At 63.8% G+C, this 13,398-nt stretch carries 12 protein-coding genes; 9 read left to right on the top strand and 3 right to left on the bottom strand.

Going from position 1 to position 13,398, the window contains the following annotated elements; genetic code table 11:
- The first annotated feature begins 207 nt into the window (after window positions 1-207).
- From bamA to lpxB, 6 genes are all read left to right on the top strand, one after another.
- Window positions 208-2,457: an outer membrane protein assembly factor BamA gene (gene bamA, locus EP237_RS04630; RefSeq protein WP_240661494.1), complete on the top strand. Its 2,250-nt coding sequence runs from the start codon at window positions 208-210 to the stop codon at window positions 2,455-2,457.
- A 9-nt stretch (window positions 2,458-2,466) separates the two neighbouring features.
- Window positions 2,467-3,042: an OmpH/Skp family outer membrane protein gene (locus EP237_RS04625; RefSeq protein WP_127558600.1), complete on the top strand. Its 576-nt coding sequence runs from the start codon at window positions 2,467-2,469 to the stop codon at window positions 3,040-3,042.
- A gap of 68 nt (window positions 3,043-3,110) precedes the next feature.
- A complete protein-coding gene (fabZ, locus tag EP237_RS04620; RefSeq protein WP_127558598.1) occupies window positions 3,111-3,575 on the top strand; it encodes a 3-hydroxyacyl-ACP dehydratase FabZ in 465 nt (154 codons plus the stop codon).
- Window positions 3,576-3,586: 11 nt separating this feature from the next.
- The gene (gene lpxA, locus EP237_RS04615; protein ID WP_127558596.1) at window positions 3,587-4,387 is read left to right on the top strand and encodes an acyl-ACP--UDP-N-acetylglucosamine O-acyltransferase; all 801 of its coding nucleotides are present in this window, start codon (window positions 3,587-3,589) and stop codon (window positions 4,385-4,387) included.
- Between the two features lie 5 nt (window positions 4,388-4,392).
- Window positions 4,393-5,175, top strand: a complete 783-nt coding sequence (locus tag EP237_RS04610; protein ID WP_127558594.1) for an LpxI family protein — start codon at window positions 4,393-4,395, stop codon at window positions 5,173-5,175.
- A gap of 2 nt (window positions 5,176-5,177) precedes the next feature.
- Window positions 5,178-6,341: a lipid-A-disaccharide synthase gene (gene lpxB, locus EP237_RS04605; RefSeq protein WP_127558899.1), complete on the top strand. Its 1,164-nt coding sequence runs from the start codon at window positions 5,178-5,180 to the stop codon at window positions 6,339-6,341.
- Here lpxB and EP237_RS04600 read toward each other — a convergent pair.
- Window positions 6,338-6,808 carry a YbaK/EbsC family protein gene (locus EP237_RS04600; RefSeq protein ID WP_127558592.1) on the bottom strand — a complete coding sequence of 157 codons (471 nt, stop codon included), beginning with the start codon at window positions 6,806-6,808 and terminating at the stop codon, window positions 6,338-6,340. The genes lpxB and EP237_RS04600 overlap by 4 nt on opposite strands.
- A gap of 92 nt (window positions 6,809-6,900) precedes the next feature.
- On the opposite strand from EP237_RS04600, the gene EP237_RS04595 reads away from it, so the two are divergent.
- Both EP237_RS04595 and EP237_RS04590 read left to right on the top strand, forming a co-directional pair.
- Window positions 6,901-9,699 carry a bifunctional [glutamine synthetase] adenylyltransferase/[glutamine synthetase]-adenylyl-L-tyrosine phosphorylase gene (locus EP237_RS04595; RefSeq protein ID WP_127558590.1) on the top strand — a complete coding sequence of 933 codons (2,799 nt, stop codon included), beginning with the start codon at window positions 6,901-6,903 and terminating at the stop codon, window positions 9,697-9,699.
- On the top strand, window positions 9,696-9,962 hold the full coding sequence (locus EP237_RS04590; RefSeq protein ID WP_127558588.1) for a hypothetical protein: 267 nt from the start codon (window positions 9,696-9,698) through the stop codon (window positions 9,960-9,962). Before EP237_RS04595 ends, EP237_RS04590 begins: the two co-directional genes overlap by 4 nt.
- Before the next feature lie 4 nt (window positions 9,963-9,966).
- Here EP237_RS04590 and EP237_RS04585 read toward each other — a convergent pair whose 3' ends face one another.
- On the bottom strand, window positions 9,967-10,956 hold the full coding sequence (locus tag EP237_RS04585; RefSeq protein ID WP_240661492.1) for a GlxA family transcriptional regulator: 990 nt from the start codon (window positions 10,954-10,956) through the stop codon (window positions 9,967-9,969).
- 158 nt (window positions 10,957-11,114) lie between these two features.
- On the opposite strand from EP237_RS04585, the gene EP237_RS04580 reads away from it, so the two are divergent.
- Window positions 11,115-12,485: a class II 3-deoxy-7-phosphoheptulonate synthase gene (locus EP237_RS04580; protein WP_127558584.1), complete on the top strand. Its 1,371-nt coding sequence runs from the start codon at window positions 11,115-11,117 to the stop codon at window positions 12,483-12,485.
- Between the two features lie 115 nt (window positions 12,486-12,600).
- Here EP237_RS04580 and EP237_RS04575 read toward each other — a convergent pair whose 3' ends face one another.
- A complete protein-coding gene (locus tag EP237_RS04575) occupies window positions 12,601-13,254 on the bottom strand; it encodes a PAS domain-containing protein (protein ID WP_127558582.1) in 654 nt (217 codons plus the stop codon).
- Window positions 13,255-13,398: the final 144 nt, after the last annotated feature.

Genomic DNA, 13,398 nt, shown 5'->3' with positions numbered 1-13,398 from the left:
CGGTTTGGTGATTCCACCCGGAATTATGTATATCTTGTGCCACGGTCGGAAATTACTCCTACACCGTGGGTTAACGCGTTTTGACAAGCCTACCCGCGCGCGATAGAGCTTTCAGGAGCTTAGATACTTGGCGGGGCGGATTCGATGGATGTGAAAACGGGATTTTCCGGTAGATTCAGGCATTTTGCTGCCGTTCTTGCGGTACTGATGGCAGGGCTGATTCTGGTGCCGGGCAGCGCCCATGCACAGACCTACCGGTTCACGTCTTTCGCCGTAGAGGGAAATGATCGTGTCGATCCTGCCACGATCCTTGCCTTTCTCGACATTCCGGCAGGGCAGACGATCTCTGCCGCGCAGCTGAACGATGCCTATCAGCGCCTGCAGAACTCGGGCCTGTTCGAAAGCGCGGAACTTGATCCGCGCGGCTCGCTTCTGGTGGCCATCGTGCAGGAATACCCGACGATCAACCGCATCAATATCGAGGGCAACCGCCGGCTCGAAGACGATATGCTGATGACGGTTGTCACTTCGCAGCCACGCCGCGTCTATTCGCCCTCGCAGGCGGAACAGGATGCCGCGTCCATCACCGAAGCCTATCGGTTGCAGGGTCGCCTGACCGCCACCGTGACCCCTGTCATCATCCGCCGTGATGAGAACCGCGTCGATCTGGTCTTCGAAGTGACCGAGGGCCGCGTCGTGGAAACCGAGCGCATTACCTTCGTCGGCAACCGTGACTTCAGCGACCGGCGTCTGCGCCGGGTCATGGAAAGCACCCAGGCCGGTATATTCCGGCAGCTGATCGGGTCTGACACTTTCGTGGCCGACCGCGTGGCCTTCGACCAGCAATTGCTGACCGATTTCTACCGCGAGCGGGGCTATATCGACTTCACCGTTCAAAGCGTCACGTCGGAACTGGCGCGCGAACGCAACGCCTATTTCATCACCTTCAACATCCGTGAAGGACAAAGCTTCTCGTTCGGCGAGATCACCACCGTCAGCGAGATTGCCGACGTGGATGCACAGCCCTTCCAGGAAACGATCGCCGTGCGCCCGGGGGTGACCTATTCGCCCCGACTGGTCGACAACACGATCACGCGGATGGAAAATCTCGCCTCCAGCATGGGGCTGCGGTTTATCCGGGTGGAACCGCGCGTGACCCGCAATGATGCCGACCTGACCCTCGATATCGAGTTCGTCATCACCCGCGGCGACCGCGTTTTCGTCGAGCGCATCGACATTGAAGGCAACGCCACCACGCTCGACCGGGTGATTCGCCGTCAGTTCCGCAGTGCAGAGGGCGACCCGCTCGACCCGCGCGAGATCCGCCAAAGCGCAGAGCGCATCCGTGCCCTCGGATTCTTCTCGGATGCGACGGTGCAAAGCCGCCCGGGTTCGACCCCCGATCAGGTGATCCTCGACGTGGATGTTGTTGAACAACCGACCGGATCGCTCGGATTTGGCGTGAACTTCGCGACCGATACCGGTGTCGGCCTGGCCGTCAACTTCTCTGAGAGCAATTTCCTCGGCCGTGGTCAGGCGCTGCGCTTCGGGTTCGATACGTCCGAGGGTTCCCGGAGCTTCAACTTCTCCTTCACGGAACCGGCTTTCCTAGGCCGCGATCTGCGGCTTGGCCTGGCCGCGTATTACACGACCACCAGCCAACAGAACGCGAGCTACAACACGCGCAGCGTCGGCTTCAGCCCCTCGGTGTCCTTCCCGCTGACCGAAAACAGCCGCTTGGCGTTGAACTACCGGATCTCCGATGATGGCATTTTCGATGTGCCGCTGACCTCATCGGCGATCCTTCAGGCCGAGGAAGGCTCTCGCCTGACATCCTCCGTGGGCTATACCTACAGCTACAGCACACTTGGCACCGGCCTGAACCCGAATGCCGGCTTCAGCTTCAGCTTCGGACAGGACTTTGCCGGGCTTGGCGGGGATAACGAATATATCCGCACAACGGCTGCGATGGTGGCGGAAACCACGATCATGCGCGAAGAGGTGTCGCTGCGGGCCACTCTAGAAGGCGGCGCGCTGAACATGCTGTCCGGCAACAGCCGCCGGATCGACCGCTTTGGTCTGAATTCGCGTCAGTTGCGCGGGTTCGAGGGCAATGGGGTTGGTCCGCGTGACCTGACCGATGCCGGAACTGCGGCGGATGCATTGGGCGGCAACTACTACTTCGCTGCCCGTTTCGAGACGGCCTTCCCGATTGGCCTGCCCGAGGAATACGGCATCACGGGCGGTCTGTACTACGATATCGGCTCTGTCTGGGGGCTCGACAATACCCTTGGTGGCGTGGTCGATGACGACATGCATATCCGTCAGACGGTCGGGGTCTCGATCTTCTGGGACACCCAGATCGGACCGTTGCGCTTCAACTTCAGCCATGTGCTGGACGCGCAGGAATACGACCGGACCCGCAGCTTTGACTTTACCGTCGAAGCACGGTTCTGACGGCAGGCCATGCGCCTGATCCTGATAAGTCTTGCGATGCTGGCCCTTTCCGGGCCAGTTTTCGCTCAGCCGCTGTCCATTGGCAGGATCGACGGGCCGCCGATCGTCATTCTCAACCAGGAACGGCTGTTCTCGGAGTCCCTCTTTGGGCAGCGCGTCCAGGAGGAACTGGCAGAGGCCTCAAGCGCCCTGTCGCGCCAGAACCGTGAACTGGAAACGGCGCTTCTGGAAGAAGAGCAATCCCTGACCGAACAGCGCGCCACCATGAGTGCCGAGGAATTCCGCCCGCTGGCCGAGGATTTCGACAGGAGAGCCGAGGAAATCCGCGCGGTGCAGGCGGAACGTCTGCGCCGCCTCAGGGCTCAGGCCGACGGAGCAGAGCAGCTTTTTTTCGAACTGATCACCCCCATTCTGAGCGGTCTGCTCAACGATATCGGCGCGGCGGCCGTTCTCGACTCGCGCGTGGTCATCTATGTGGCCGAAGGCGGTGATGTCACGGAAATGGCGCTGCAACGCGTCAATGCCGAGCTTGGCGATGGCGGAGAAGAGCCGATCCTCGACCAGGTCATCTCGAACGCCCCGTAAGCGCTGCTTGTCGGCCCCGGCCCGAATTGCTACCACCAAGGCAGGTAAACAAGAAGGATCGCAGCCCCATGACGGCCGACACGCCCACCACCGCCGATATCGACCTGATCCAGCGGATCATCCCGCATCGCTACCCGTTCCTTCTGGTGGACAAGGTGCGCGATATCGTTCCGTTCAAAAGCGCCGTGGGCATCAAGAACGTGACCATGAACGAGCCGCATTTTCAGGGCCATTTTCCCGGTGTGCCGATCATGCCTGGTGTGACGATCATCGAAGCGATGGCGCAGGCCGCGGCGATCATGGTCGGTGTGTCTGCGGATCTGGCGGACAAGAACATGCTGGTCTATTTCATGGGCATCGACGGGGTGAAATTTCGCCGCAAAGTGGGGCCCGGCGACGTGCTGGAACTGCATGTCTCGGTCATTCGCGGCAAGCCCGGCGGCAAGGTCTGGAAATTCGCGGGCCGCGCCGAGGTTGAGGGCGAACTGGCCTGTGAGGCCGAGTTTACCGCGATGATGGATCTTCCCGCCTAGGAGAGCGCCCCATGGCCATTGATGCCAGTGCCGAGATTCACAGCTCGGCCGTGATCGAACCGGGTGCCACAATCGGGCCCGATTGTCAGATCGGCCCGTTCTGCGTGGTGGGCTCGCAAGCCGTTCTGGGGCGTGGCGTGGTGCTGAAACCCCATGTCGTCGTGACCGGCCAGACCGAGATCGGGGATGAGACCACTGTCTTTTCCTTCGCGGTCATCGGAGAGATCCCGCAGGATCTGAAATTCAAGGGCGAGAATACCCGGCTGATCATCGGCCAACGCAACCGCATCCGTGAACATGTGACGATGAATTGCGGCACCGAGGGCGGTGGCGGCGTCACGCGGATCGGGGATGACGGCTTGTTCATGGCGGGCTGCCATATCGCCCATGACGCGCAGGTGGGCGACCGGGTGATCGTGGTGAATTCCGCCGCCGTCGCGGGTCATTGCGTGATCGAGGATGACGTGATCATCGGCGGGCTCTGTGGCATTCACCAATGGGTGCGCATCGGCAAGGGCGCCATCATCGGCGCGCTGTCCATGGTGACGAATGACGTGATCCCCCATGGCTTGGTGCAGGGCCCGCGCGGGGAACTGGACGGGCTGAACCTTGTTGGCCTCAAACGCCGCGGCGTCGACAGGGCCGAGATCACCGCGCTGCGCGCGGCCTTTCAGCAACTGGCGCAGGGCGAGGGCACCTTTATGGATCGTGCCCGGCGGCTGTCCGAAGACAACCCGGACTCGCCCCATGTCACCCAGATCGTCGACTTCATCATGGGTCAGACCGACCGGTCTTTCCTGACGCCGAGGTAATCGGCGTGGCGCGGGCAATCATCGCAGGATCGGGTGTGCTTCCGGGGCTTTTGCTACAGGCAGGGCCTGCCCATGTCGTGCGGTTGGAGGGTGCGGAGAGCGATCCGCTGGACGCGCCCGACATCCCTGCGCGGTTCGAACAGTTCGGGGCGCTGTTCGCGGATCTGCGCGCCGCAGGCGTCGAGGAACTGGCCTTTGCCGGGGCGCTCAGCCGCCCGGCGTTCGATCCGTCCCTGATGGACGCGGAAACCATGGCACTGATGCCGCGCGTCGCCGGGGCGATGGCGCAGGGGGACGATACGCTTCTGCGCACCATTGCAGCAATCTTCGAGGAACAGGGGTTTCGCGTCGTGGGGGCGCTCGAATTGCGCCCCGATCTTGTGGCGGCGGAAGGCCCAATCAGCGGCGACGCATCGAACGCGCAACTGCGCGATGCCGCGCGGGCCCGGTCCGTGCTGGATGCGCTCGGACCGCTCGATGTGGGGCAGGGCGCGGTTGCCGCAAAGGGCCAGGTCATCGGCATCGAAACGCTGCAAGGCACCGATGCCATGCTGCGCTTCGTCGGCATGTCCTTGCCCGGTTCGCGCGGGGTTCTGGTCAAGCGGCCGAAGCCGGGGCAGGATCTGCGCATGGACACGCCCGTTATCGGCCCCGCGACCGTGATGAAGGCCGCGGAGGCCGGGCTGTCCGGGATAGAGATCGCCGCCGGATCGGTGCTGATCCTGGATCGCGATGCGGTGGAAACGGCCTGCGAGGCATCCGGCATCGCACTTTGGGCCGCGCCATGACCCTGACGCTCTTCCTGATTGCGGGAGAGTCGTCCGGCGACAGGCTTGGGGCCGCGCTGATGCAGGGGGTCAAGGAGCTTCACCCGGATGTAATCTTTCACGGGGTCGGCGGGCCGCTGATGCAGGCCGAGGGGCTCGATAGCCTGTTTCCGATGGAGGAACTGGCGGTCATGGGCATTGCCGAGGTGCTGCCGAAATTGCGTCACCTCTTCGCGTTGAAACGACAGGCGGCAGAGGCGGTCGTGGCGCTGAACCCCGATGCGCTGATCACCATCGACAGCCCCGATTTCTGCCTTCGCGTGGCCAGACAGGTCCGAGAAACCGCACCGCATATCCGTACCATGCATTATGTTGCGCCGTCTGTCTGGGCGTGGCGTCCTGGTCGCGCGGCCAAGATGGCGCGCCATGTGGATCACGTGCTGGCGCTGCTGCCCTTCGAGCCGCCCTATATGGAGGCCGCAGGCATGACCTGCGATTTCGTTGGCCATCCGGTGGTGAATGAGCCGGTGGCGAGCGAGGCCGAGGCCGCCGCCTTCCGCGCCCGTTATGACATCGCCGCTGACGCGCCCTTGCTGCTGATGCTGCCCGGATCGCGGCGCAGCGAAGTGGCGCGGCTGGCCCCGGTTTTTGGCGAGGTTCTGGCGCAGCTTTCGGCGCGTGTGCCGGGGTTGCAGGCCGTAGTGCCGACGGTGGCCCATGTGGCCCCGGCCTTGCGGGATGCCCTTGAAAGCTGGTCGGTCAGGCCGATCCTGCTGGACCCGAGCGAGGCCCCAGTCAGCTACGCCACTGACAAGCGCGCGGCCTTTCGCGCCGCTGACGTGGCGCTTGCGGCATCCGGCACCGTATCGCTGGAACTGGCCGCCAATGCGACGCCGATGGTCGTGGCCTATGACATGAACCGGTTGTCGTTCTTCCTGATGAAGCGCGCGGCGCTGATCGACACGGTGACGCTGGTCAATCTGGTGTCCGACACCCGCCATGTGCCCGACTTCCTGTCACCGGACTGCCGCCCCGACCTGATCGTTCCGGCGCTGGAAAAGCTGCTGACCGATACAGACACACGCGCGGCGCAGATCGAGGCGATGGCCCTGACCATGGATCGGATCGGGGCAGGGGGCGAGGCACCGGGCCTGCGCGCGGCCCGGTCCGTTCTGGCGCATCTCTAGGCGGTGAAATCGGCAGGGACCGCCCCTGTCAGGCGCAGCAGGTCCTCTGGTGCGATCGGCACGATATGGCGCGGGGTGCCCGCCGCCGCATAGACCTTGTCAAAGGCAGAGAGGCGCGGATCGAACCAGGCCCGGATCGGGTTCAGGTGCCCCACAGGCGAAACGCCCCCAATGGCGAACCCGGTCTGCGCGCGAATGAGCGCGGCATCGGCCTTGCCGAGCGGTTCACCCGCAAGGGCCCCGGCCTTGGCTGCATCCACCTGATTGCCGCCCGCGGTGATGAACAACAGGGCCGCGCCGCTGTCTTCGCCCCGGAAGATGACCGATTTGCAGATCTGGTCGATCTCGCATCCCGCCTGATCCGCCGCTTCCGCAGCCGTCCGCGTGCTGCCATCCATTTCCATCACATCTGCCGCCAGCCCGGCCTCTTCCAAGGCCCTGGCCACGCGCTTGAGGCTTTTGCTCATCCTGTTTCTCCTGTGCCGCCCCCTTGTTGCCCGGTCCCCCTGCGACGTGCAAGCAATTGACGAAACCGAAGCCGCCCGCCATCACGGAAGCCATGAGCTTTGTATCCCGCCTGACCCGCCATCCCATTCCCTTCGACCCCGATCGTGGTGCCGACGCGCTGGCGCATCTGCCCGATCTGGCCCCGGAACTGCGCCCGCTGATCGAGGGCACCGGCGGGTGCAGCCCTTACCTGCTCAGCCTCATTGGCAAGGAAAAGGACTGGCTGGCCGGGGCGCTGATGCAAGACCCTGACGAGGTGCGCCGGGGGCTCCTGCTGGAGACAGGCGCGGTTGCCCTGAGCGACCTTGCACCCGAACTGCGGCGCCTGAAACGCCGCGTGGCGCTCTATGCAGCACTGGCCGATCTGGGGGGTGTTTGGCCGCTGGAACAGGTGACCGGCCTGCTGACCGATTTCGCAGATGCCGCCGTCGATGTTGCGATCCGCCGATTGGTGGCGGCGGAGGCCAAGCGCGGCAAGATCCCCGGCATGACCGAGGAAGACGCGGAAACCGGCGCGGGTATGGTGGCGCTGGCCATGGGCAAGATGGGCGCGGGCGAGCTGAATTATTCCTCTGACATAGACCTCATCGTGCTGTTCGACGAAACCCGGTTCGAGCCGGGCGACGAGATGGAGGCGCGGGCGAGCTTCATCAAGGTGACCCGCCGCATGACCGCGGCCCTCGCCGATGTGACCCGCGATGGCTATGTCTTCCGCACCGATCTGCGCTTGCGCCCGGATGCCTCGGTCACGCCGGTGTGTATCTCGATGGCCGCCGCCGAACGCTACTACGAGGCCGAGGGCCGCAACTGGGAACGCGCGGCCTATATCAAGGCGCGGCCATGTGCGGGCGATATCGCGGCGGGGGAGCGGTTTCTGAACACCCTCACCCCCTTCGTTTGGCGCAAGCATCTGGATTTCGCCGCCATTCAGGACACCCACGAGATGCGCGAGAAGATCCGCCGTCACAAGGGGTTGCACGGGCCGATCACGCTGGAAGGCCACAACATGAAGCTCGGTGCGGGCGGCATCCGAGAGATCGAGTTCTTCGCCCAGACCCGGCAGATCGTCTCAGGCGGGCGCGACCCGGATCTGCGCTGCCGCGGCACGGTTCCAGCGCTGGCAGCTTTGGCCGAGAAGGGCTGGATCGACGGTGATGTGCGCGACCGGCTGACCCGGCATTACCGGCTGCATCGGGAAATCGAACACCGCGTGCAGATGGTCAATGACGCGCAGACGCATCTGCTGCCAAACTCGGATGAAGGGATCGAGCGGCTGGCGCGGTTCTGTGGCGAGGGCGATACAGCAGCCTTTCGCACAGAGTTGCGCGACAGGCTGGCCGAGGTCGACCGGTTGTGCGAACCGTTCTTCAAGCCTGAGAAGACAGAAACGGATTTGCCCGACCTGTCGGAAACCGCCGAAGAGATCGTCGCGCGCTGGCCCGGCTATCCTGCGCTCCGCTCTGCCCGCGGTCAGGCGATTTTTGCGCGGCTCAAACCCGATCTTCTGGCGCGGTTCGCCGCCACCCCACGCCCTGAAGAGGCGCTTGGCAACTTTGATGGCTTTCTCAAGGGCCTGCCCGCCGGGGTGCAGCTTTTCTCGCTGTTCGAGGCCAATCCGCCGCTCGTTGATCTCATCGTCGATATCTGCGGCACCGCGCCGGGCCTGTCGCGCTACCTGTCGCGCAATTCCGGGGTGCTGGACGCGGTGATCGGCGGGGATTTCTTTGCGGGCTGGCCAGATCGGGACGACCTCTCTGCGCATCTGGAGGCGCAGCTTGAAGGGCAGGACTACGAAGGGGTTCTGAACACCGCCCGCCGCTGGCTCAAGGAATGGCATTTCCGGGTTGGCGTGCATCATCTTCGGGGGCTGATCCATGCCGAGGAAGCGGGCGCTGAATATTCCATGCTGGCGCAGGTGATCCTGCGGGCGCTCTGGCCGCGCGTCTGTGACGAGGTCGCGCGCCGTCATGGTCCCGCACCGGGGCGCGGTGGCGCGGTTGTGGCCATGGGCAGCCTTGGGGCGGGGCGGCTGACGGCGGGGTCTGACCTCGACCTTTTAGTCATCTACGATCCCGGCGGGGTCGAGTTTACCGATGGCCGCCGCCCGCTGGACCCGCGCGGCTGGTTTGCCAAGGCGACGAAGACGCTGATCACCGCCCTGACCGCGCCAACCGGTGAGGGTAAGCTCTATGACGTGGATATGCGGCTGCGCCCCTCAGGTCGTCAGGGGCCGGTGGCAACGGCGCTGGAAGGTTTCCGACACTACCAGATGACCGAGGCCTGGACCTGGGAACACCTGGCCCTGACCCGCGCGCGGCCCGTCGCCGGGGATGCCAGTCTCTGCGCCGATATCGAGGCGATCCGAATGGAGGTTCTCACCACACCCTGCGATCCGGTGAAGGTCGTTGCGGACGCGCAGGACATGCGCGACCGGCTGGCAGCGGCGGGCCGGGTGGGTGAGGGGCTGGATGCGAAGGAAGGCCCCGGACGAATGAAGGATGTGGAGCTTTTGGCCGAAACCGCCGCGCTGATCGCCGGAGTGCCCGCGCGTGACGTGGAGGGTCAGTTGGAGGCCGGTGTGTCCATCGGCTGGATCAGTGCGGATGACGCCCGCACCCTTGCCGCGGCCCATCACCTCTATGGCCGCCTGAATCATGCGACCCGGCTCTTGACAGATCGGCGTCTGGATCTGGACGAGATCGGATCGGGTGGGCGCAGCTTCATCGCCCGTGAAGCCGGTGTCGCAGACAGCGCCGAATTGGCCGCGAAAGCCGAGAGCCTGCGCACCGAATGTGAGGCTATCATCAACCAGGCGCTGGCACAGCCGCCACGCAGGGAGGAAGCCCGATGAAAGATGCAAGCGACCCCAAGAACCTGATCCGGGAGGCCTATCGGATCGAGGGAATCACCGATGGCGAATGCCGCTCAATCTTCATGGATTGGGCGCTGAGCCTGACGGACCCCGACCCGCTGCCGCATATCCGGGCGCTGCTGGACCGCTACCGGTCCGATGCGTCGGATCATCCGATGACGGCAGTCCTCGAACAGGGATTGGCCAATCCCCCCGCTGCAAAACGCAGGGGCGGGCGTGCCGGACGGGTCGGGCAGGGCTGAGGGATCAGTCCTTCACCCGCGTCGATTGCGCCCCGCGTTCGCGGTAGGGGGTGGTGTCGTAATGCGCCCGGTAGCATTTGGAAAAATGCGAAGGCGAGGCAAAGCCGCAGGACAGCGCCACGTTGATCACGCTCATATCCGTCTGCATCAGCAGGTTGCGCGCTTTTTGCAGCCGCAGTTCCATGTAGTAGCGCTTGGGGCTGCGGTTCAGATACCGGCGGAACAGCCGTTCCAGCTGCCGCGTCGACATGCCGACCTCGTGGGCAAGGGTTGACGGGCTGATCGGTTCTTCCAGGTTCTGTTCCATCATCCGTATGACCTGGCTCAGCTTCGGATGCCGCACGCCGATCCGGGTCGGGATGGACAGGCGCTGCGAATCCTGATCGGTGCGGATTGAGGTGTAGATCTGCTGATCGGCGATCTGACTGGCCAGTTCCTCGCCATGGTCATTGGCCACGATCGTCAGCATAAGGTCGATCGAGGCCGTCCCGCCCGCCGTGGTCATCCGGTTGCCATCAATCACGAAGACCGATTTGGTCAGCTTCACCTCTTCGAATTCCTCGGAAAAGCTGTCCTGGTTTTCCCAGTGGATCGTCGCGCGCTTGCCATCGAGCAGCCCGGCCTTGCCCATGGCATAGGCGCCGGTGCAAAGCGCCGCGATGGTCACCCCGCGCCGGGCCTCGCGGCGCAGCCAGTTGATCAGCTTCTTGGTGGTGGCCTTCTGCACGTCGATGCCGCCGCAGATGACAATCGTGTCCTCGCGGTTGAGCTCTTCGAAATTCATATGCAGCTTGATCCGCGCGTAGGAACTGCATTGCGCTTCTTCACCGTCTTCGCCCGCATAGAGGATCTTGTACAGGTCAGCCCCCCCAAGACGGTTGGCGATCCGCAACGTATCGACCGCACCGGCGAAGCTGAGCAGGGTAAATTGATCGAGCAGTACGAAGATAAAGCGCCGGGGTTGGCGGGGGACGCCATGAAGCAGAGTGACCATTGCGCTATTTCTCCTTTGCGGCCGGATTGGTTTTGCCGCTTTTTCTAGCGAAACCACCATTTTTTGCGTTTCGCAATCCCCCGAGGGGATGAATTTCGCATTGGCCCCCGCTTTTCTCCGCCCTATAAGCAAGGTCTGACACTGACAGGAGTTGCGTAATGGCACAGGCATGGACGAAATCGGATTGGCGCGCGAAGCCGCGGATTCAGATGCCCGACTATCCCGATGCGGAAGCATTGGCAGCGGTTGAGGCTCAGCTTGCCAGCTATCCGCCGCTTGTCTTTGCCGGCGAGGCGCGCAAGCTGCGCAGCCAGTTGGCCGCCGTGTCGCGCGGCGAGGCGTTCCTGCTGCAAGGCGGCGACTGCGCCGAAAGCTTTGCCGAGTTTTCCGCCGATTCCATCCGCGACACCTATAAGGTGATGTTGCAGATGGCCGTGGTTCTGACCTTCGGCGCCAAGGTGCCCGTGGTCAAGGTCGGCCGCATGGCAGGCCAGTTCGCCAAGCCCCGGTCGGCCCCGACCGAGGTTAAGGATGGGGTGGAACTGCCCTCCTACCGTGGTGACATCATCAACGAGCTGGACTTCTCCGAGGCGGCCCGTCTGCCGAACCCGCAGAAGATGCTGCAGGCCTACACTCAGGCCGCGGCCACTCTGAACCTGTTGCGCGCCTTCAGCCAGGGCGGTTTTGCCGATATCCACCGGGTGCACAGCTGGACGCTCGGCTTCACCGATGCCGATGACGCGGACCGCTACCGCGACATGGCCAACCGGATCTCCGACGCGCTCGACTTCATGACCGCCGCCGGTCTGAACTCGGAAACCGCGCATGAGCTTGGCACCGTGGATTTCTACACCAGCCACGAGGCGCTGCTGCTGGAATATGAAGAGGCGCTGTGCCGGATCGATTCGACCTCTGGCCTGCCGGTCGCGGGGTCGGGTCACATGATCTGGATCGGCGATCGCACCCGTCAGCCCGACGGCGCACATGTGGAATTTGCGAGCGGCGTGCAGAACCCCATTGGCCTGAAATGCGGCCCGACCACGACCGAGGATGACCTCAAGGTTCTGATGGCCAAATTGAACCCCAAGAACGAGGCCGGTCGCCTGACGCTGATTGCGCGGTTCGGCGCGGGCAATGTGGGCGATCACCTGCCACGCCTGATCAAGACGGTACAGGCCGAGGGTGCGAATGTGGTCTGGTCCTGCGACCCGATGCACGGCAACACGATCAAGGCGGCCTCCGGCTACAAGACCCGGCCCTTCGATTCGGTGCTGCGCGAGGTGCAGGAATTCTTCGCGATCCACCGCGCCGAGGGCACCGTTCCGGGCGGCGTGCATTTCGAGATGACCGGCAAGGACGTGACCGAATGCACCGGCGGTGTGCGGGCCGTGACGGATGAGGATCTGTCCGACCGCTACCACACCGCCTGCGATCCGCGTCTCAACGCCTCGCAATCGCTGGAACTGGCCTTCCTTGTCGCCGAGGAACTGAGCCGCGATGGCCGCAAGGCAGCCGCAGCGGCGGGTTGAGAAAAGGTTAACGCCTGAACTGAAACGCCCCGGAGCCTGATCGGTTCCGGGGCGTTGTCGTTAACCATGTCACCTGGAGCTGGCTCGGATCGAGGTTAACGAACCTGGTTTGGGCTCAGCTCAATCCACCCTGGACCAGCCGCAATGCCGGTCGTTCCTGAAACGGACTGGCTGGCCCGGCACATTGGACGGGTCGGCTCGCGGTCGCGTCAGTGCTGTCGGTGCGGCCGGCCAGACGTGTCAGGCTCAGATGACGGATGCGGAAGCGGCGTGGCGGGAGGCCGACCAGCCCGTCAGTGACCAGCACTCCGAGCGCGCGGTTGATCTGCCCCTCCGGTCCAGTGAGCGGCATCAGGCACATCCGGCCTTCCAGCACCGCCCGGCCCTGCGCGTCGGAAACAAGCTCCAGATCCAGAACAGCAGGGTCGGAAAAGACCTGAGAGACCTTTTCCATCAATCGCTTGCGGTCCGGGATTTCGAAGAACGCCCTTAGGGGCATCCCCCTGACATCCATCCCCATCGTGTGATGCAGATGCTGCCCGGCCAGCCGAAACCGCACCGCATCAGGGCGCGGGCATTCCAGGAGGAAGGCATTGGGCAATGCCGGGGCCAGCGTCTGCGGGTCCAGATCGGCCCGCCGGGGAATGCCGCCATTGCCCCGCAGGCTGGTCCAATGGGTCATGACGGTGCTGACAACCGATCCCATCTTCTGATCCTTGCGGCGCCAAAGCGGCACCACGTTTCGCGGCTGATCCGAACAGGTTTCCATCTTGCACTCCTGCACTCTCTCCCCCGAAACGACCCTGCCCGGCGTTGGCGTCGCACCCTGACTTGTGTTAACGCTGAACCGGAGATCCTTACCCAACCCTTAATAACATCCGAACAATGCGACGAGCAGGGGGGAAAAGCTTAA

Origin of the sequence: Nioella ostreopsis, assembly GCF_004000255.1 — a bacterium.
GTDB lineage: Bacteria > Pseudomonadota > Alphaproteobacteria > Rhodobacterales > Rhodobacteraceae > Nioella > Nioella ostreopsis.
Note: the sequence above shows the minus strand (reverse complement) of the source record. Positions and strands in the feature narration are given on the sequence as shown.

Excerpts from the sequence above, each read along its gene's own strand:
- EP237_RS04580 (WP_127558584.1), top strand. The coding sequence starts at position 11,115 with ATGGCACAGGCATGGACGAAATCGGATTGGCGCGCGAAGCCGCGGATT.
- bamA (WP_240661494.1), top strand. The coding sequence starts at position 208 with ATGGCAGGGCTGATTCTGGTGCCGGGCAGCGCCCATGCACAGACCTAC.
- EP237_RS04625 (WP_127558600.1), top strand. The coding sequence starts at position 2,467 with ATGCGCCTGATCCTGATAAGTCTTGCGATGCTGGCCCTTTCCGGGCCA.
- EP237_RS04595 (WP_127558590.1), top strand. The coding sequence starts at position 6,901 with ATGAGCTTTGTATCCCGCCTGACCCGCCATCCCATTCCCTTCGACCCC.
- fabZ (WP_127558598.1), top strand. The coding sequence starts at position 3,111 with ATGACGGCCGACACGCCCACCACCGCCGATATCGACCTGATCCAGCGG.
- EP237_RS04575 (WP_127558582.1), bottom strand. The coding sequence starts at position 13,254 with ATGGAAACCTGTTCGGATCAGCCGCGAAACGTGGTGCCGCTTTGGCGC.
- EP237_RS04585 (WP_240661492.1), bottom strand. The coding sequence starts at position 10,956 with ATGGTCACTCTGCTTCATGGCGTCCCCCGCCAACCCCGGCGCTTTATC.
- EP237_RS04590 (WP_127558588.1), top strand. The coding sequence starts at position 9,696 with ATGAAAGATGCAAGCGACCCCAAGAACCTGATCCGGGAGGCCTATCGG.
- EP237_RS04600 (WP_127558592.1), bottom strand. The coding sequence starts at position 6,808 with ATGAGCAAAAGCCTCAAGCGCGTGGCCAGGGCCTTGGAAGAGGCCGGG.
- lpxA (WP_127558596.1), top strand. The coding sequence starts at position 3,587 with ATGGCCATTGATGCCAGTGCCGAGATTCACAGCTCGGCCGTGATCGAA.